General features: G+C 71.0%; 16 protein-coding genes. 9 read left to right on the top strand and 7 right to left on the bottom strand.

The features are described 5' to 3' along the window. The first annotated feature begins 1 nt into the window (after position 1). Complete coding sequence (locus KLP28_11980) at positions 2-907, top strand: carbohydrate kinase (GenBank protein QWC86959.1); 906 nt, start codon at positions 2-4, stop codon at positions 905-907. Between the two features lie 27 nt (positions 908-934). On the opposite strand, the gene KLP28_11975 is transcribed toward KLP28_11980, so the two are convergent. After that, positions 935-1771 carry an alpha/beta hydrolase gene (locus tag KLP28_11975; GenBank protein QWC84295.1) on the bottom strand — a complete coding sequence of 279 codons (837 nt, stop codon included), beginning with the start codon at positions 1769-1771 and terminating at the stop codon, positions 935-937. A 124-nt stretch (positions 1772-1895) separates the two neighbouring features. On the opposite strand from KLP28_11975, the gene KLP28_11970 reads away from it, so the two are divergent. Beyond that, positions 1896-2828 carry an alpha/beta fold hydrolase gene (locus KLP28_11970; GenBank protein ID QWC84294.1) on the top strand — a complete coding sequence of 311 codons (933 nt, stop codon included), beginning with the start codon at positions 1896-1898 and terminating at the stop codon, positions 2826-2828. 40 nt (positions 2829-2868) lie between these two features. Here the strand turns inward: KLP28_11970 and KLP28_11965 are convergent, their stop codons facing one another. The 4 genes from KLP28_11965 to ugpC are packed head-to-tail and all read right to left on the bottom strand — an operon-like array spanning position 2869 to position 8031. Beyond that, positions 2869-4323 (bottom strand): wax ester/triacylglycerol synthase family O-acyltransferase, encoded by a 1455-nt coding sequence (locus KLP28_11965; GenBank protein QWC84293.1) that lies wholly within the window; start codon positions 4321-4323, stop codon positions 2869-2871. Between the two features lie 49 nt (positions 4324-4372). Then, a complete protein-coding gene (locus KLP28_11960; protein ID QWC84292.1) occupies positions 4373-5035 on the bottom strand; it encodes a DUF1707 domain-containing protein in 663 nt (220 codons plus the stop codon). A gap of 49 nt (positions 5036-5084) precedes the next feature. Next, positions 5085-6971, bottom strand: coding sequence for an alpha-amylase (locus KLP28_11955; protein ID QWC84291.1), 1887 nt, complete (start codon positions 6969-6971; stop codon positions 5085-5087). Further along, positions 6952-8031, bottom strand: a complete 1080-nt coding sequence (gene ugpC, locus KLP28_11950; GenBank protein QWC84290.1) for a sn-glycerol-3-phosphate ABC transporter ATP-binding protein UgpC — start codon at positions 8029-8031, stop codon at positions 6952-6954. The genes KLP28_11955 and ugpC overlap by 20 nt, the downstream gene beginning before the upstream one ends. A 275-nt stretch (positions 8032-8306) precedes the next feature. Here ugpC and KLP28_11945 point away from each other — a divergent pair, with 275 nt between their 5' ends. From KLP28_11945 to KLP28_11935, 3 genes are all read left to right on the top strand, one after another. Then, a complete protein-coding gene (locus KLP28_11945) occupies positions 8307-9710 on the top strand; it encodes an ABC transporter substrate-binding protein (GenBank protein QWC84289.1) in 1404 nt (467 codons plus the stop codon). Positions 9711-9820: 110 nt separating this feature from the next. Then, positions 9821-10804, top strand: a complete 984-nt coding sequence (locus tag KLP28_11940) for a sugar ABC transporter permease (GenBank protein ID QWC84288.1) — start codon at positions 9821-9823, stop codon at positions 10802-10804. After that, a complete protein-coding gene (locus KLP28_11935; protein QWC84287.1) occupies positions 10801-11796 on the top strand; it encodes a carbohydrate ABC transporter permease in 996 nt (331 codons plus the stop codon). The genes KLP28_11940 and KLP28_11935 overlap by 4 nt, the downstream gene beginning before the upstream one ends. Positions 11797-11806: 10 nt before the next feature. Here the strand turns inward: KLP28_11935 and KLP28_11930 are convergent, their stop codons facing one another. Continuing rightward, positions 11807-13204 (bottom strand): beta-glucosidase, encoded by a 1398-nt coding sequence (locus KLP28_11930; GenBank protein ID QWC84286.1) that lies wholly within the window; start codon positions 13202-13204, stop codon positions 11807-11809. 47 nt (positions 13205-13251) lie between these two features. On the opposite strand from KLP28_11930, the gene KLP28_11925 reads away from it, so the two are divergent. The 3 genes from KLP28_11925 to KLP28_11915 all read left to right on the top strand — a co-directional run bounded on the left by KLP28_11925 (position 13252) and on the right by KLP28_11915 (position 16873). Beyond that, positions 13252-14283 carry a LacI family transcriptional regulator gene (locus KLP28_11925; GenBank protein ID QWC84285.1) on the top strand — a complete coding sequence of 344 codons (1032 nt, stop codon included), beginning with the start codon at positions 13252-13254 and terminating at the stop codon, positions 14281-14283. A 72-nt stretch (positions 14284-14355) separates the two neighbouring features. Continuing rightward, on the top strand, positions 14356-16008 hold the full coding sequence (locus tag KLP28_11920; protein QWC86958.1) for a fumarate hydratase: 1653 nt from the start codon (positions 14356-14358) through the stop codon (positions 16006-16008). A 133-nt stretch (positions 16009-16141) separates the two neighbouring features. Beyond that, complete coding sequence (locus KLP28_11915) at positions 16142-16873, top strand: hypothetical protein (protein ID QWC84284.1); 732 nt, start codon at positions 16142-16144, stop codon at positions 16871-16873. 54 nt (positions 16874-16927) lie between these two features. Here KLP28_11915 and KLP28_11910 read toward each other — a convergent pair whose 3' ends face one another. Further along, a complete protein-coding gene (locus KLP28_11910) occupies positions 16928-17509 on the bottom strand; it encodes a hypothetical protein (GenBank protein QWC84283.1) in 582 nt (193 codons plus the stop codon). A gap of 95 nt (positions 17510-17604) precedes the next feature. Here KLP28_11910 and KLP28_11905 point away from each other — a divergent pair, with 95 nt between their 5' ends. After that, positions 17605-19026, top strand: coding sequence for a class II fumarate hydratase (locus tag KLP28_11905; protein ID QWC84282.1), 1422 nt, complete (start codon positions 17605-17607; stop codon positions 19024-19026). Positions 19027-19028: the final 2 nt, after the last annotated feature.

The raw sequence follows: 19028 nt of genomic DNA, 5'->3' as shown, positions 1-19028 counted from the left end.
CCTGCTGGTCGTCGGCGAGGCGCTGGTCGACGTCCTGCACACCGCCGACGGCGAGCACTCCGAGCGGGCCGGCGGCTCGTGCCTGAACGTGGCCGTCGCGGCCGCCCGCCTGGGTGTCACCACGACGCTGGTGACCCAGCTGGCGGAGGACGGCCGCGGTCAGCTGCTGCGGAGTCACGCCGTGGCGTCCGACGTGGACGTACGAGCCTCCGCCCCGGCGTCCGGACGCACGTCCAGCGCGGTCGCCACGGTCGGTCCCGACGGCGCCGCGACCTACGACTTCGACCTCGACTGGTCGTTGGAGCCGACGACTCTGCCCGACGTCGCAGCGCTGCACGTCGGCTCTCTCGGCACGACGCTCGCGCCGGGCCGGGACGCCGTGCGGGCACTGGTCGAGGAGGCCTCCGCCCGCTCCGACGTGCTCGTCTCCTACGACCCGAACGTGCGCCCCACGTTCGTCACCGACCGCGACGCGGCCCTCGCGGACGTACGCTCCTGGGCCGCCCGCGCCGACCTGGTCAAGCTCAGCGACGAGGACTGCGAGCACCTCGCGCCCGGCCGTGATCCCGGTGAGCTCGCCGCCTCCCTGGTCGGCGGTCGTACGCGCCTGGCCGTGCTCACCCGGGGCGGGGACGGCGCGACCGCGTACGCCGCCGACCTCACCGTCTCGGTGCCGGCGCCGCCGGCCACCGTGGCCGACACCGTGGGCGCCGGCGACACGTTCAGCGCGGCCCTGGTCTGCGCCCTGCTGGCCGAGGACAGGCTCGGCACCGACGCCTGGCACCGCGAGGAGCAGACCGTACGCCGGGTGCTCACCTCCGCGGCGACCGCCGCCGCGGTGACCGTCACCCGGCCCGGTGCCGATCCGCCGCGTCTCAGCGAGCTCGGCGAGTGGCCGTGCGGCTGAGCGTGTCCGCGGGACTATCGAGCAGGCTCAGCCCGCGGTGGCGTGCTGTGCGGGAAGGGCGGTGCGCCGACGCCGGGCGTGCTCGGCCAGCGCTGCCTCGACCATCCTCATGACCTGCGGCTCGACGGCCATGCCGATGTGGCTGCAGGTGGCCTCCACGGTGTGGTCGCTGTCGCCGAGGCACGCGCGCCAGTCCACGACCCCGTCACGCTTGGAGTAGATGGCGGTGAAGCCCTGGTCGTCGGCCAGCGGCACCTGGGAGAGGCGGTAGGACTCCTTCGCGCACTCACCACGGAGGCAGTCGGCGCTCATCACCGCGCGCAGGCCCGCGGCGGACAGGCCGCTGAAGACGCCGGTGGCCATCTGCAGCACGGTGTGGGCGGCTCCCGGCGCGACCATCGGGCTGCCCATCGTCACGATGCCCTCGACGAGGTCGGGACGGCGCGCGGCCAGTCCGCGGGCCAGCATGCCTCCCAGGGAGTGACCCACGATCGTCACGCGCTGCTCACGCCGCAGCGCGATGGCCTCCAGGCGCCGCTCGAGGCGGTCCGCCGAGGCCAGGGTGCATCCCACGTTGGCGTGGATCTGCGCCCGGTAGGTGCGGTAGCCCCGACGCCGCAGGTGGTGGCTCATGGCGGTCAGGCTCGAGTCGCCGGCCAGGAAGCCCGGGATGAGGAGGACCGGTGCGTTGCTGCGGCTGCGGTCGGGCCCGACGTACGGGCGGGAGCGGTCGTTCCAGCGCTCGGCGGCGGTCTGCCGCGCCCAGCGGCCGGCCTCGGGCAGCACGGAGGCCTCGCGGCCCAGCGTGCGCAGGCCCCGGGGGGCCTCGAAGCCCTCCGGCAGCAGGAACTCACCAATTGCCATGTACGTCACACTAGGTCGGCGGACGCTGTGTCAAACGTCATATGCGCACAGTTGTGGTCACGATCGGGGTACGAGCCCCGCGACCCAGAAGCGCGACATCCGTACGTCCAGAGGAGCCTGCCGGATGACCGAGGACACCGACGGCGGCGCCACTCTCGCCGAGGTGCCGCGGTCCGCCCAGCTCCTCGCGCCGCTGAGCACCTCGATGGAGCTGTGCTACCAGACGTTCGGCGACCCCGAGGACGAGCCGCTGGTGCTGGTGATGGGACTCGGCGGCCCGATGCTGTGGTGGCACGAGGACTTCTGCGCGCAGCTCGCCACGGCCGGTTTCTTCGTGGTGCGGTTCGACAACCGCGACATCGGCGGGTCCACGCGGATGCGCGGCCGGGTCACGCGGTCGAAGATGATCGCGGCCTTCCTCGGCCGCCCGGTGAGCACGCCGTACACGCTGGACGACATGGCCGGCGACACCCTCGGGCTGATGGACCACCTCGGCTTCGCCTCCGCCCACGTCGTCGGCGTCTCGATGGGCGGCATGATCGCCCAGACCCTCGCGCTCCGCGCCCCCGAGCGGGTCCGCTCGCTGACCTCGATCTCCTCCTCCACCGGCAGACGCACCGTGGGCTGGCAGCACCCGCGACTGCTGCCCATGTTCCTGAGCAACCGGGGCAGCGACCGCGAGGCGTACGTCGAGGGCTCGGTGCCGATGTGGCGCCTGATCATGAGCCCCGGCTTCCCCCAGGACGAGCAGGAGGTGCGGGCGCGCGCCGGGGACACCTGGGACCACGGCTGGTCCGCCGGCGGCATGCTGCGCCAGATGATGGCGGTGCTCACCCAGCCCGACCGCACCGTCGAGCTGCGCTCCCTGCGCATGCCGGCCCTCGTCGTGCACGGGCTGCAGGACCCGATGGTGCACATCAGCGGCGGTCGTGCCACCGCCTCGGCCGTCCACGGCGCCGAGCTGCTCACCGTCGACGGCATGGGTCACGACAACCCGCGGCCGCTGTGGCCGCGCTTCGTCGAGGCGATCCGCCGCACGGCCGACCGTGCGGCCTGACCAGGCTTGACCAGGCCTGACCAGGCCTGACGCCGGCTGGTCAGTCGAGGGTGTCCAGCAGCTCCTGCAGCGCCTCGCGCAGGTAGTCGATGGCCTGCCACACGTCCGGCATCCGGGACCGGTCGGCGATGAGCCCGAAGTCGATCGCGCCGTCGTAGCTGAACAGCGTCACGTTCAGCGCGCCGGACAGGTCGCTGATGGCGGAGACCGGGTAGATCCCCTGCACCTGGGCACCGGCCACGAACAGCTCGGCCTGCGGCCCCGGCACGTTGGAGACGAAGAGGTTGAACGGCAGGCCGGTCAGCTGCATGCCCAGCCTGAAGACGGTGCGCGCGGCCAGTCCGTTGAGCGCCGTCGGGAGCGTCTGGGCGAGATCGGTGAGGACCGAGGCCGGCATCGGCTCGAAGCTCGCCTTCGCCTCCTCCATCGCGGTGCGCATGAACTCCAGCCGCTCGCGCGGGTCGCGCAGGTGGGTGGGCAGCCGCGCCAGCATCACCGAGACCTGGTTGCCGCCGTCCGCCCCGCCCTCGTCGTCCCCGCGCACCGAGACCGGCACCGCGGCCACCAGCGGGACCCGCGGCAGCGCATCGTGGTCGAGCAGCCAGCGCCGCAGCGCGGCAGCGGTCATCGTCATCACCACGTCGTTGACCGTCGCGCCGTACGCGTCCTTCACGCGCTTGACGTCGGCCAGGCTCACCGAGCCGAACGCGAAACGCCGGTGCGGGGTGATCGGGCCGTTGAGCGGGGTGTCGGGCACCTGCACCGACCCCCGGGTCGGCAGCGGGTCGGCGCCGAGGACCCGACCGACGACACCGGCCACGCCCGAGAACGCCCTGACGCCGGGCACCTGCTGCAGGCCCGGGATGCTCGCGAGATACGGCAGCTCCCGCGGCAGCGTCAGCGCGAGGTCCAGCGGACGTGTCGCCAGCGACCACAGGCCCTTGCGCAGCAGCCGGGGCGCGCCCGGGCGGCGCTCCCCCGCGGCCGGCTCGACCTCGACCTCTCGAGGCTCCACCGTCACGTCGAAGATCTGCTCGAGCAGCTCCTCGCCCGAGACGCCGTCGATCGCCGCGTGGTGGATCTTGCAGTAGAAGGCGGCGCGACCGTCCTCGAGGCCGGTGATGACGTACGCCTCCCACAGCGGCCGGCGCCGGTCCAGCGGCCGGGCGTGGATGCGGGAGACCTGCTCGGCCAGCATGCGGTCCGTGCCCGGCGAAGGTAGTGCGACGGCGCGGAGGTGGTACTCGATGTCGAACTGGTCGTCCTCGATCCAGTACGGGCGCCCCAGCCCGAGCGGCACCTCCGCCAGCTTCTGCCGGAAGGGCGCGGCCAGCGGGAGGCGCGGCTCCAGCACGTCGCGGACGACATCGAGCCCCCAGCCCTCGGGATCCGCCGCCGTCGCCGGGTCGACGATCGTGAGGGTCGCGACGTGGCCGGTGGTCACCGCGTCCTCGACGTTGAGGAACTGCGCGTCCAGGGCCGAGAGCTGCTGCATGCAGGGACCGTGCCCGTGACGAGGGACACGTACGCGTGCGCAGCCCCGCTCAGCGGCCGAGCAGCATCCTCCGGAGCTCCCCCGGCATGCCGCGCCGCTTCACCGTGACCGAGCCGAGCACCGCACGCCCGGTGACGACGACCACCGGGGAGTCCCCGCGCAGGCGCGCCGCGACCGTCGCGCGGCCCTCGGTGAAGTCACCGAGCACACCACGCCCCACGATCTCCACCCGCGTCGAGGAGTTCACCAGCACCGTGACGTCGCCGAGGGTGGCCTGGGCCTCGATCTCCGTGCGCCGGCCCAGCTCGGCCTCGCGCAGGTCGATCGTCACCGACCCCATCACCGACCGCGCCCAGATGCGGGCGGGCACGACCCAGACCCCCCGACGCGAGCAGTCGCCCATGACCGTACGCAGCACGAGCGCTCCGTCACGCCAGCGTTCGTCGGCGTCGAGCACACCCGGGTTCGACCGGTTCGCCACGTCCGCGCCGGGCGCACGCTCCACGGCGCCCGGCATCGCCGGCGCGGGCGGGAGATCGACCACCAGCCGCGCGAGGTCGGCCCGGGTGCGGGCCGCGTGCGCAGCCTCCAGCCGTTCCTCGAGCTCCTCGAGGTCGAGCATGCCGTCACCGGCGGCCAGCCGCAGCTGCTCGGCCACCTCGTCGCGCTCCGCGTGACCGACGCGCAGCTGTGAGTCGTCCCGGTCCGCCACGACGACCACCCTAGGCGTCCGAGGGCCCGGGGTCGTGCGCGGTCGCGGCTCAGCCGCCGACCCAGACGTAGCCCCAGGCGGGCAGCACGAGGGCACCCGTGGCGTCCCGCGGAAGCGGCTCCTCGCGGTCGCGACGACGCAGCGCGTCGTCTCCCCCGACACCGGCCTCGGCGAGCACCGAGCCCTCGACACTGCTCGGGGCGTCGGAGAAGTTGGCCAGCACCAGCAGCGGGCGCGACCGGGGATGGCGGCGGACGAAGGCGAGCACGTGGCGGTCGGCGACCTCGAGCACCCGCGTACGCCCGTCGGAGCGGCACGCCTCGGTGGCTGCCCGGGCCCGGGCGAGCCGCTGCAACGAGGCGAAGAGCCGGGTCTCGGCGGTGCCCGGCTCGTGTCGTCGGGCCGCGGCCTCCCAGTCCATGGACGGACGGTGCAGCCACCGGTTGTCGTCGGCGTGGTCGGGGTCCTCGGCCCAGTGCGGGTCGCCGACCGAGGCCAGCTCGTCGCCCATGTAGAGCAGCGGGATGCCGCCGTGGGCGTACGCGACCGCGTACAACAGCTCGATGCGGTCCAGCGCCGCGGCCTCGGCGGCGGTGTCGCCGGTCTCGCAGGCGTCGACCAGGCCCGCGAGGGCGGCGGCGGAGCCTGACGTACGCACGTCCCCCGAGGTCGGGTTGCTGCCGAAATCGACCCCTCGCGCGAAGCCGCCCGGGTGCCGGCCGCCGTAGTAGGCCGCCAGGAACGCCCGGTGTGCGGCCGGGTCCAGGCCGACGGCCGAGGCGTCCGCGTCGGCGACCGCCCAGCCGATGTCGTCGTGGCAGCGCACGTAGGTCACCCATCCCGTGCCCGCCGGGACGTCGCGCCGTCGGCGCAGCGCCTGGCGTGCCAGCGCGGTGTCGCGCGTGGCCAGGCAGCTCCACAGCATCACCATCAGCTGGTTGTCGTAGGCCAGGTGGCACTCGGGACGCTCGACCTCGTGACCGCCGAGGTACGGCACGAGCTCGTCGGGCCCGACGATCGCCTCCGCCTTGAGCACCAGGCCCGGCGCGGCCAGGCGGACGGCCGCGCGCAGCGCCTGCAGGATGCGGTGCGCCTCGGGCTGGTTCTGGCAGTCGGTGCCCAGCCGCTTCCACAGGAACGGCACCGCGTCGAGGCGTACGACGTCCACCCCGTGACCGGCCAGCCCCAGGAGCACGCCGAGCATCGCGCGGAACACCGCGGGGTTCTCCCAGTTCAGGTCCCACTGGAACTCGTGGAAGGTCGTCCAGACCCACTCGTCGGTCTCGGGCAGGTGGGTGAAGCTGCCGGGTGCCATGTCGGGGAACACGTCGGGCACGGTCGCCTCGACCGCGTCCGGCACGGTGCGGTCGGGAAAGAAGCGGTAGTAGGCGCGGTACGTCGGGTCGCCGGCCAGCGCCGCCCGGGCCCAGGCGTGCTCACGGGCGGTGTGGTTCAGCACGAGATCGACGCACAGGGCCATGCCGCGCTCGTGCAGGTCGGCGGCCAGTGCCTCCAGGTCGGCCATGTCACCGAGGCGGGGGTCGACGGCGTCGTAGTCGACGACCGCGTACCCGCCGTCGTTCTCCCCCTCGCGCGGCCGCAGCAAGGGCATCAGGTGCAGGTAGCGCACGCCGAGCTCCTCGAGGTAGCCCAGCCGCTCCCGGACACCCCTCAGCCCGCCGGCGAACCGGTCGGCGTAGCAGACGTAGCCGACCACGTCCTGCGCCAGGAACCAGGTCGGATCGATCTCGCGGCGGCGGTCGAGCCGCCGCAGTGCCTGCGAGCGCGACGCCATCGCCGAGCGCGCGTCGCCGACGACGGCCTCGACGAGGCCCGGGTCCTCGCCGTAGACCGCCGTCAGCGCCTCGGTGAGGTCCGCCCGGACCAGGTCGAGTCGCGCCTCGAAGGCGTCCGCGTCAGTCGCTGAGCCGCTCACCGGTGTCGGTGTCGAAGACGTGGACGTGGTCGGTGTCGGTGGTGACCCAGATCGTCTCGCCCTTGGCCGGGGTGTGCCGGCCCTGCGTGCGCACGATGATGTTGCTGGGGACGCCCTCGACGTCGTTGGAGCCGTAGACGTAGGCGTCGGCGCCGAGCTCCTCGACGACGGTGACCTTGACCGGCAGGCCCTCGCCCTCGGAGACCACGCGCCAGTTCTCGGGGCGTACGCCGACCGTCACCGCGCCGCTCATCTTCTTCGCCGCCGTGGGGTCGACGGGCACGCGGTACTCGCCGAACATGACCTCACCGTCGGCCGCCTTGCCCTCGAGCAGGTTCATCTGCGGGGAGCCGATGAAGCCGGCGACGAACAGGTTGCACGGCCGGTCGTAGAGCTTGAGCGGCGTGTCGACCTGCTGCAGCCCGCCGAGCTTCATCACCGCGACGCGGTCGCCCATGGTCATGGCCTCGACCTGGTCGTGGGTGACGTAGACCGTGGTGATGCCGAGGTCGGACTGCAGCTTGGCGATGTCGGTGCGGGTCTGCACGCGCATCTTGGCGTCGAGGTTCGAGAGGGGCTCGTCCATGCAGAAGACCTGCGGCTCGCGCACGATCGCGCGGCCCATCGCGACGCGCTGGCGCTGGCCGCCGGAGAGGGCCTTGGGCTTGCGGTCGAGGAAGTCCGTGAGGCCCAGCAGCTCCGCGGCGTGCTTGACCTTCTTCTCCCGCTCGTCGGTCGGCACCTTGGCCATCTTCAGCGCGAAGCCCATGTTGTCGGCGACGCTCATGTGCGGGTAGAGCGCGTAGTTCTGGAACACCATCGCGATGTCGCGGTCCTTGGGAGGCAGCCGGGTGACCTCACGGTCGCCGATGTGGATCGAGCCGTCGGTCACCTCCTCCAGCCCCGCGAGCATGCGCAGGGTCGTGGACTTGCCGCAGCCGGACGGGCCGACGAGCACCATGAACTCGCCGTCGGCGATCTCCAGGTCGATCCCCGGCACCGCCGGGGTGTCCGCGCCGGGGTACCAGCGCTGGGCCTTCGTGAACGTGATCGACGCCATCTGCGTCACTTCCCTCCACCGGCAGGAACGTGCCGGACGATCCGTCGTAGAGATTCGTCGTGAAGCTGCTCGAGCGTACGTGAGCGGGGTCACTGTAGATCGTGCGTCGGCGCCTGACCAGGGCCGGATCAGACGGAGGGCCGTGTCGTGTCTCGATTTCGTCGCATGTAATGGAACCGTTGCCTTGTGCCTTGCATCACAGCCGCGCTGGCACTAGAAACAGTCTTTCGTCACGCATGACGAGTCCGATCCGATCAGGAAGGCATCCCCTACCTATGCGCTCTGCACGCTCCCGCCGCGGCCTCACCGGCATCGCGGCGCTCGCTGTCTCCGCGATCGCCCTCACCGGCTGCGCGTCGGAGGAGACCGGCGGCACCCAGACCGCCTCCGGCACCTCTCCCGGCGAGGGCCGGGCCGAGTGCTCCCAGCTCACCCAGTTCGGTGACCTCACCGGCACCGAGGTGCGTGTCTTCACCTCGATCGTGCAGCCCGAGTCCGACGCCCAGCAGGCGTCGTACGAGCTGTTCACCGAGTGCACCGGCGCGGAGGTCGCCTACGAGGGCAGCCAGGAGTTCGAGACCCAGCTCTCCGTCCGCGTCCGCGGCGGCAACGCCCCCGACATCGCCTACGTGCCGCAGCCCGGCCTTGTGAACACGATGGTCGCCACCGGCCAGACCGTGCCGGCACCGCAGCCGGTCTCCGACAACGTCGACGAGTTCTTCCCCGAGATCTGGCGGGAGTACGGCACGGTCGACGGCACCTTCTACGCCGCTCCGCTCGGCGCGAACGTCAAGTCGTTCGTGTGGTACTCGCCGTCGTTCTTCGAGGAGAACGGCTACGAGATCCCCGAGACCTGGGACGAGATGACCGCGCTGAGCGAGGAGATCGCCCAGTCCGGCACCAAGCCGTGGTGCGCGGGCATCGAGTCCGGCACGGCCACCGGCTGGACGGTCACCGACTGGCTCGAGGACGCGATCCTCCGCGACCAGGGCGCCGACTTCTACGACCAGTGGGTCAACCACGAGGTCCCCTTCGACGACCAGGCCGTGGCCGACTCCCTGGACCGTGTCGGCGGCATCCTGAAGAACGGCGACTTCGTCAACGGCGGCTTCGGCGACGTGCGCTCGATCGCGTCCACGTCCTTCCAGGACGCCGGCTACCCGATCCTGTCCGACAACTGCGCGATGATGCGTCAGGCGTCGTTCTACGCCGCGCAGTGGGCCTCGGCCCCGAGCGCCGAGGGCGGCAACGCCCCGGTCGTCGCCGAGGACGGCGACGTGTTCGCGTTCTACCTCCCGGTGACGCAGGACAACGGCGAGCGTCCGGTGCTCGGCGGCGGCGAGTTCGTCCTCGCCTTCGACGACCGTCCCGAGGTGCAGGCGTTCCAGACCTACCTGTCCTCGGACATCTGGGCCAACGAGAAGGCCGAGGCCACCCCGGACGGCGGCTGGGTCAGCGCCAACACCGGCCTCGACATCAACCTGCTGAACAGCCCGATCGACGTGCTGAGCGCCGAGACGCTGCAGGACCCGAACGCGGTGTTCCGCTTCGACGGGTCCGACCAGATGCCCAGCGCCGTCGGCGCCGGCTCGTTCTGGACGCAGATGACCGACTGGATCACCGGCAAGAGCACCGGTGACGCCCTCACCCAGATCGAGGAGTCGTGGCCGACCAGCTGACCGACGGCTGACTCCTCCACGGACGCGGTGCCGGGGCCCGGCACACCGCCGGCCCCGGCACCGCGTACGTCAGCACCCCTCACTACCGGCTCTCCCGTGAAAGCGAGACGATGAGCACTCCCGAGAAGTTCCTGCAGATGGGCATCGCGATCGCGCTCTTCATCGCGCTGATGAGTGCCATCCTGCTGCTGAGCAGCCGTTTCAAGAACCGTTCCGGCGAGCGGCTGCAGGCCGCCGCCTTCCTGCTGCCCGCCGTGCTCCTGGTGGCCTTCGGGTTGCTCTACCCGGCGCTGAAGACGATCTACCAGTCGTTGTTCGACTCCTTCGGCACCAACTTCGTGGGCACCGAGAACTACCAGACGATCATCACCAACCCCGACCTGCTGGTGGTGCTCCGCAACACGCTGTTCTGGGTGCTGCTGACACCGCTGCTGGCGACTTTCATCGGTCTGATCTACGCCGTGCTCGTCGACGGCTCCCGCTTCGAGAAGCAGGCGAAGGCGCTGGTCTTCCTGCCGATGGCGATCTCGCTCGTCGGCGCCACCATCATCTGGAAGTTCGTCTACGCCTACCGCGACAACGACGTGACGCTGGCCGACGGCAGCAACCCGGCGCAGATCGGTCTGCTCAACGCGATGCTCGACGGCGTCGGACTCCCCACCTTCCAGTTCCTGACCTCACCACCGTGGAACACGTTCTTCCTGATCGTCATCCTGATCTGGATCCAGGCCGGGTTCGCCATGGTGATCCTCTCGGCGTCCATCAAGGCGATCCCCGAGGACATCATCGAGGCCGCGCGCCTCGACGGCGTCTCCGGCGTGAAGATGTTCCGCCACATCACCGTGCCGAGCATCCGTCCGGCTCTCATCGTCGTGCTCACCACGATCAGCATCGCGACACTGAAGGTGTTCGACATCGTGCAGACCGTCGGCGGCCAGTTCGACACCTCGGTGCTGGCGTACGAGTTCTACCGCCAGTTCTTCGTCGCCAACAACCAGGGACTGGCCACCGCTCTGGCGACCGTCATCTTCGTCCTGGTGATCCCGATCATCTTCTACAACGTCCGGCAGTTCCGCCGACTGGAGGCACGATGAGCACCAGCACCCCCACCGCCGCACCGCTGGGCGACGAGCAGCAGCTGCAGGACGACGCCGACGGTGGCAGCGGCAACGGCAAGCCCCCCGCCGGTCCGAGCGGCTTCGCCCAGGCCCAGCGGTCGCTCACGGGCAGGGTCGGGTCGATCCTGGCCATCCTCATCGCGATCCTGTGGACGCTGCCGACCGCGGGTCTGCTGATCACGTCGTTCCGGCCCGCGTCCGACATCAACAGCTCGGGCTGGTGGACCTTCTTCACCGACCCGAACGTCACCCTCGACAACTACCGCCAGGTGCTGTCCTCGGGTGGCGACTTCAACCTGTCGACGTACTTCGTGAACTCGTTCATCATCACGATCCCCGCGGTGATCATCCCGATCACGCTGGCCACGATGGCGGCGTACGCGTTCGCGTGGATGGACTTCAAGGGCAAGAGCGCGCTGTTCGTGGCGGTCTTCGCGCTGCAGATCGTGCCGATCCAGGTCACGCTGATCCCGCTGCAGCAGTTCTACGTCAACCCGCCCGGCAACCTCGCCCCCCTGGGCGGCAACGACGCCCTCGGTGGCGGCTTCTACGCGATCTGGCTCTCCCACGCGATCTTCGCGATGCCGCTGGCGATCTACCTGCTGCACAACTTCATGCGGGAGATCCCCGGCGAGCTGATCGAGTCGGCCCGTGTCGACGGCGCGGGCCACGTGCAGATCTTCACCCGCATGATGCTGCCGCTGATGGCGCCCGCCATCGCCGCGTTCGGCATCTTCCAGTTCCTGTGGGTGTGGAACGACCTGCTCGTCGCACTCGTGTTCTCCGGCGGCAACCAGGCCGTCGCACCGCTGACCGTGCCGCTGTCGAGCCTGGCGGGTCAGCGCGGTGAGGACTACTTCCTGCTGAGCGCGGGCGCGTTCGTCTCCCTGATCGTGCCGCTGATCGTGTTCCTCAGCCTGCAGCGCTACTTCGTGCGCGGCCTGCTCGCCGGCTCGGTCAAGGGCTGACCACCCCGACTCAGCTGCCGCTGGTGCGCCGGGCGATGTGCTCGGCGTACCAGCGGTAGGAGTCCTTCGGCGTACGCCGCAGCTCCTCGTCGGAGCGGTCGACGTGGACGATGCCGAACGTCTTGGTGTAGCCCTCGGCCCACTCGAAGTTGTCGAGCAGGGTCCACAGCAGGTACGCGCGGACGTCGGCACCGGCCTCGATCGCCTCGTCCACCGCGGCGACGTGGTCTCGGAGGTAGTCGATGCGGTCCTCGTCGTGCACGACGCCGTCCTCACCGACCGGGTCGGCGCACGCCGCACCGTTCTCGCTGACGACCAGCGGCAGGCCGGAGAGCTCGTGCGCCTCGAGAAGCACGTCGCGCAGACCGGTCGCGTCGATCTCCCAACCGATGTCGGTGACCGGCGCGGGCTCGGGCAGCAGCAGCGGCGGCGCACCGGGGAACGGCGAGGGGTCGGTGCTCCCGGCGTCGGCCGAGTCCTGGTCCTCGGCGGCGGCGACCCGGACAGGTGTGTAGTAGTTGATCCCCATCCAGTCCGCCGACCCGTGCAGCAGGGCGAGGTCGCCGTCGCGCACCACGGCCGGATCGGTCAGCTCGGGGGCCACCCGCAGCAGTCCCTCGTCGTACGCGCCGTGCACCAGAGGATGAGTCCACACCCGGTTGCGGATCGCGTCGACCGCGTCGCCGGCCGCGACCGTCGCGTCGGAGCCGTCCTCGGGCCGGACCGGCGCGAGGTTGTGCACCACCCCGACGCGCCCCTCGGCCCGTTCCCCCAGGCCGGCCCGCAGTGCCTGGGCCCCCAGACCGTGCGCCAGGTTGAGGTGGTGGGCCGCGACGTGGGCCCGGCCGTGGAGCGTACGCCCGGGTGCGTGCACGCCGGCGGCGTAGCCGAGGTAGGCCGAGCACCACGGCTCGTTCAACGTGGCCCAGGCCTCGACCCGGTCACCGAGCCGCTCCGCGACCAGGGACGCGTACGCCGCGAACGCCTCGGCCGTGTCGCGCGCGAGCCAGCCGCCGGCGTCCTCGAGCGCCTGGGGCAGGTCCCAGTGGTAGAGCGTGACCATCGGCGCGATGCCGCGGGCGAGGCAGCCGTCGACGAGGGCGTCGTAGTAGTCCAGGCCCGCAGCCAGGGCCTGACCGGTGCCGTCGGGCTGGATGCGGGGCCAGGCGACGGAGAAGCGGTAGAGCGCCGCACCCAGCCCGGCGACGAGGTCGAGGTCGTCCTCGGGGCGGAACCATGACGCGCAGGCGGTCGACCCGTCGCTGCCGTCGACGACCGCGCCGGGGCGTGCGGCGAAGGTGTCCCAGATGGACGGACCCCGGCCGCCGGTATCGAGACCGCCCTCGACTTGGTAGGAAGCGGTTGCCGTGCCGTACGCGGGGCGGTTTGATGGCGCAAGCGGTGACATGACCGCACGCTAGCGCGCGTCCACCCACGCGCAGGAGGTCAGACTCGGTGAACGACCAGCCCACCACCGCTTCGATGTACGACGTCGCCCGTGCCGCGAAGGTCTCCATCGCCACCGTCTCGCGCACCCTCTCCGGGCGCCCCGGGGTCAGCGACGCGACGCGCCAACGCGTCCGTGAGGTGGCCGAGAGGCTCAACTACGTCGTCTCCCCCGAGGCCTCGGGATTGGCCCGCAAGTCCACCGGCCGCGTCGCGGTGGTGGTGACCTCGGCCGACCTGTGGTTCTACTCCACGCTCCTCGCGGCCATCGAGCACGAGCTGCGCGCCAACCAGCTCGACGTGCTGCTCTACCAGATCGACGGCAGCGACGCCCGCCACGAGTTCTTCGCCGACCTGCCCGCGCGCCGCAAGGCCGACGCGGTCCTCGTGGTGACCCAGCCGATGCTGCCGGCGGAGGCCGAGCGTCTCGCTCTGCTCGGGATGCACGTGGTCACCGCCGGCAACCGTCTCCTGGACTACCCCTCGGTCAGCATCGACGACCGCGAGGTCGGCCGGCTGGCGACACAGCACCTGATCGACCTGGGCCACCGGCGCATCGGACAGATCGCCACGCTCGACGCCGAGGGACAGATCTGGCAGGCCGACCGCGAACGTCGCGAGGGCTACCGGCAGGCCCTGGAGTCGGCCGGGCTCGAGATCGACCCCGGCATCGAGATCGACGTGCCCTTCGGGCTCGAGGGCGGCAAGGAGGCGGTGCTCCGCCTGCTCGACGCGCCCGCCCCGCCCACCGGCACCTTCGTGCACTCCGACGAGGTGGCGTTCGGCTGCTTCCTCGGGCTGCGGTCGCGCAACCAGACGTTCCCGTACACGATGTCGCTCGTCGGCGTCGACGACCACCCGTTCGCCGGGGTCGCGTCGCTGAGCACCGTGCGCCAGGACGTCGCGGCGCAGGGCACGCTCGCCGCGCGGCAGGTCGTACGCCTCCTCCGGGGCGAGGAGCTGCCCGAGCGGCACGTCACGGTGCCGGTCGAGCTGGTGCCGCGAGCGTCCTCCTTCTCACCGGAATCACCGGAGGCCTGAGGGGCCGCCGCGTGGCACTACGGTGTGCGCGTGAGCGCTGCACCCGAGGCCCCTGAGTTCCGCTACTCCGACCTGCTCCCCCTGGGGCCCGACCAGACGCCGTACCGGCTGCTGACGACCGAGGGCGTCCGGACGCTCGAGGTCGACGGCCGCACCTTCCTGCAGGTCGACCCCGAGGCGATCCGGCTGCTCACCGCCGAGGCGATGCACGACATCGCCCACTACCTGCGGCCCGCGCACCTCGCGCAGCTGCGCCGGATCATCGACGACCCCGAGGCCAGCGGCAACGACCGGTTCGTCGCCACCGACCTGCTGAAGAACGTCAACATCTCCGCCGGCGGCGTGCTCCCGATGTGCCAGGACACCGGCACCGCCATCGTCATGGGCAAGAAGAGCGAGGGCGTGCTGACCGGGGTCGACGACGGTGAGGCGATCAGCCGCGGGGTGCACGACGCGTACACGAAGCTGAACCTGCGTTACTCCCAGCTCGCGCCGATCACGACGTGGGAGGAGAAGAACACCGGCACCAACCTGCCGGCGCAGATCGAGCTGTACGCGACGCCCGGGACCGCGGGGTCCGACCCGGAGTACAAGTTCCTCTTCATGGCCAAGGGTGGCGGCTCGGCGAACAAGTCCTTCCTCTACCAGGAGACGAAGGCGGTGCTGAACGAGAAGCGCATGCTGGAGTTCCTCGACTCGACGGTCCGGTCGCTCGGCACGGCCGCGTGCCCGCCGTACCACCTGGCGATCGTCATCGGCGGCACGAGCGCGGAGTTCGCGCTGAAGACCGCGAAGTACGCCTCGGCCCACTACCTCGACGCCCTGCCGACGTCGGGGTCGATGAGCGCGCACGGCTTCCGCGACGTCGACCTCGAGGAGAAGGTGCACCGGCTGACCCAGGAGTTCGGCATCGGGGCGCAGTTCGGCGGCAAGTACTTCTGCCACGACGTGCGCGTCGTGCGCCTCCCCCGCCACGGCGCCTCCTGCCCGGTCGCGATCGCGGTGTCGTGCTCGGCGGACCGGCAGGCGCTCGGCAAGATCACCAAGGACGGCGTCTTCCTCGAGCAGCTGGAGACCGACCCGGCGCAGTACCTGCCGGAGGCCGCCGACGAGCGGCTCTCCGACGACGTCGTCGAGATCGACCTGAACCGGCCGATGAGCGAGATCCTGGCGACGCTGACCGAGCTGCCGGTGAAGACGAGGCTGTCGCTCACCGGGCCGCTGGTCGTGGCACGCGACATCGCGCACGCGAAGATCAAGGAGCGGCTGGACGCCGGCGAGGAGATGCCGGAGTACCTGCGCGAGAACGCCGTCTACTACGCCGGGCCGGCCAAGACCCCGGAGGGCATGGCGTCGGGCTCGTTCGGGCCGACGACGGCGGGGCGCATGGACTCCTATGTCGCGCAGTTCCAGGCCGCGGGCGGGTCGATGGTGATGCTGGCCAAGGGCAACCGGTCGAAGGTCGTGACCGAGTCGTGCGAGGCCCACGGCGGCTTCTACCTCGGCTCGATCGGCGGGCCGGCGGCGCGGCTCGCGCAGGACTGCATCAAGAGCGTCGAGGTGCTGGAGTACCCCGAGCTCGGCATGGAGGCGATCTGGAAGATCGAGGTCGAGGACTTCCCCGCCTTCGTGGTCGTCGACGACAAGGGCAACGACTTCTTCACCGACCCCTCCGGTGCGGTGACCGTGCCGCTCAGCGGCATCCGGGTGCGGTCGAAGGAGTGAGGGTCGACGGGCTCGCCGTGTCGTCGACCCGATCGTCTGAGAACGACAGGCATCACCGGCGCGGCTGACCGAGGCCGAGCGTGGCCGGGGCTGCCGTGGCGCGTGACGCCTGTTGGTCTGGGACGGTGGACGCATGGACGAGCCGGAGCTGCTGGGTCGGGCGACCTCGCCGCGCGGCGAGGTGCTGCTGCGTCGGGTCCATCGTGGCGGGCGACTCGTGCTCGAGCTGCGGGTCAACGGGATCTTCGTGATGGACGACGCCGAGACGACTTCGGAGCGCGCCCTGGCGGCGGAGTCGCTGTCACGGTGTGTGTCGCCGCGACGGATGCTGGTCGGCGGGTTGGGACTCGGCTTCACCCTCGCGGAGGTGCTGGGGGACGGCCGGGTGGAGCGCGTACGCGTCGTCGAGATCGAGCCTGCGGTCGTCGACTGGATGCGAGAGGGGACGGTGCCCCACGGGTCGAGGCTGGTCTCCGACCCGCGGGTCGAGGTGGTCGTCGGGGACGTCGCCGATGTCATCGCGGGGAGCGACGAGGCGGCGTACGACCTGGTGCTCCTCGACGTCGACAACGGCCCGGCGTACCTCGTGCACGAGGACAACGCCCGCCTCTACCGGACGGACTTCCTGCGGCGCTGCCGCGACGCCCTCTCCCCGGGCGGCCTCCTCGTCATCTGGTCGATGACCCGCGAGGACGGCCTGCTCGACGCGCTGCGGGCCACCTTCGCCGAGAGGGCACAAAGTGCCGCCGAGAGGGCAGGAAATCACCGCGAGAGGGCAGAGAATCGCGTGTCCGCGGTCAGCTACGACGTACGCCTCGGCGCACGCGACGAGCAGTACTGGCTGCACCTGGCCCACAGAGCGTGATTGTGTGCCCTCTCGGCCGAACTTTGTGCCCTCTCGGCGTGATTGTGTGCCCTCTCAGCGGGCGTAGCGGGAACTCTCGGGGATCGGGGCGCCGGTGCCGGCCGGGTCGGGGGGCTCGTGCTCGTCGATCGCCTCGTGCTCACGTTCGCGGACGGCCTGGCGGATCTGCTGCACGTTGTTGCGCAGGGCGTCGCGCACGAGCTCGTCCGTACGCGGGTCCGCGAGCATCTGGATCGTCACCCGCAGCACCATCTCGGTCGCCTCGGAGACGATCGCGTCGTAGCCGGGCAGCCGCTGCACGAGCTTGGTGTTGCGGTCCTCGGCGACCTTCTCGGCCACCAGCCCCTTGATCTCGTCGTAGTTCTCGATGAGCGCGTCGGAGATGTTCTGGGTGTAGTGACCCGTCTGGATCACCGCTGTCACCTCGTCCAGCACCACGATCGTCAGCGGCCGACGCACCGCGAGAAATGCCTTCTCGGCGATCTTGCTCCACAGCCGCAGCACCTTGGGGCTGCGTCGCCCTCGCCGTACCAGCAGCGCTCCGACGACGGTGGCGATGATCGAGCCGCCGAAGACGACGGCGACGACGAGCAGGAGGACCTGCAGGGTGCTCAGCTGCTCCAACCACTGGGACATGTCCACATGATGCCCGGGGGTCGTACGGATCACCGGACAGCGCGCCACCCGTCCAGCCAGGCGTGACCTCCGGTCCGTCCGGATAGGAGGGGACCATGAGCCCCGCACTGGACCCCTCTGGCAAGCCGACCGGCGAGACCCGCACCGAGCACGACTCGATGGGCGACGTCGAGGTCCCGAAGGACGCCCTGTGGCGCGCCCAGACCCAGCGCGCCGTGGAGAACTTCCCGATCTCCGGCCGCGGCATCGACTCCTCCCACGTCCGCGCGATGGCGTTGCTCAAGGCGGCCTGCGCGCGCACGAACGCCGAGCTGGAGATCATCACCGCCGAGCAGCGCGACGCCATCGTCGCCGCCACCGAGAAGGTGGCAGCCGGCGACCACGACGACGAGTTCCCGATCGACGTCTTCCAGACCGGGTCCGGCACGAGCTCGAACATGAACATGAACGAGGTGCTGGCCTCGCTGTGCGCCCGCGCCGGCGTGGACGTGCACCCCAACGACGACGTCAACGCGAGCCAGTCGAGCAACGACACGTTCCCGACCTCGATCCACGTCGCCGCCACCGAGGCCTCCCAGCGCACCCTGAAGCCCGCGCTGGACCACCTCGCCGAGGCCCTGGAGCGCAAGGCCGAGGAGTTCTCCGACGTCGTGAAGTCGGGGCGTACGCACCTCATGGACGCCACCCCGGTCACCCTCGGCCAGGAGTTCTCCGGCTACGCACGCGCGATCCGCAACGGCGCCGAGCGCGTCGACGCCGTGCTCCCCCGCCTGGCCGAGCTGCCCATCGGCGGCACCGCGGTCGGCACCGGTATCAACACCCCCGAGGGGTTCGGCGCCCGCGTCACCGAGCTGCTCGCCGAGGAGACGGGCCTGCCGTTCACCGAGGCCCGCGACCACTTCGAGGCCCAAGGTGCGCGCGACGCGCTGGTGGAGCTCTCCGGGATGCTGCGCGTGGTCGCGGTCAGCCTCACCAAGATCTGCAACGACCTCCGCTGGATGAGCTCGGGCCCGACCACGGGGCTGGCCGAGATCCACCTGCCGGACCTGCAGCCGGGGTCGAGCATCATGCCCGGCAAGGTCAATCCCGTGCTCCCCGAGGCGACGCTGCAGGTCGCCGCCCAGGTCATCGGCAACGACGCCGCGATCGCGTTCGGCGGCTCCCAGGGCAACTTCGAGCTCAACGTGATGATGCCGATGATCGCGCGCAACCTGCTGGAGTCGATCCGGCTGCTCACGAACTCCTCGACGCTGCTCGCCGACCGGTGCATCGATGGGATCGAGGCCGACCGCGACCAGTGCCGCCGCTACGCCGAGGCCTCCCCCTCGGTGGTGACGCCGCTGAACCGTCACATCGGCTACGAGGAGGCCTCCAAGATCGCGAAGGCCGCGATCAAGGAGGGGCGCACCATCCGCGAGCAGACCCTGGAGATGGGGTACGTCGAGCGCGGTGACCTCACCGAGGAGCAGCTCGACGAGGCCCTCGACGTGGAGAGCATGACCCGACCGGGCACCTGAGC

The sequence above is a fragment of the Nocardioidaceae bacterium genome, from assembly GCA_018672315.1.
In the GTDB taxonomy this organism is placed as follows: domain Bacteria; phylum Actinomycetota; class Actinomycetes; order Propionibacteriales; family Nocardioidaceae; genus TYQ2.
This window is presented reverse-complemented; position numbering and strand designations above follow the sequence as displayed.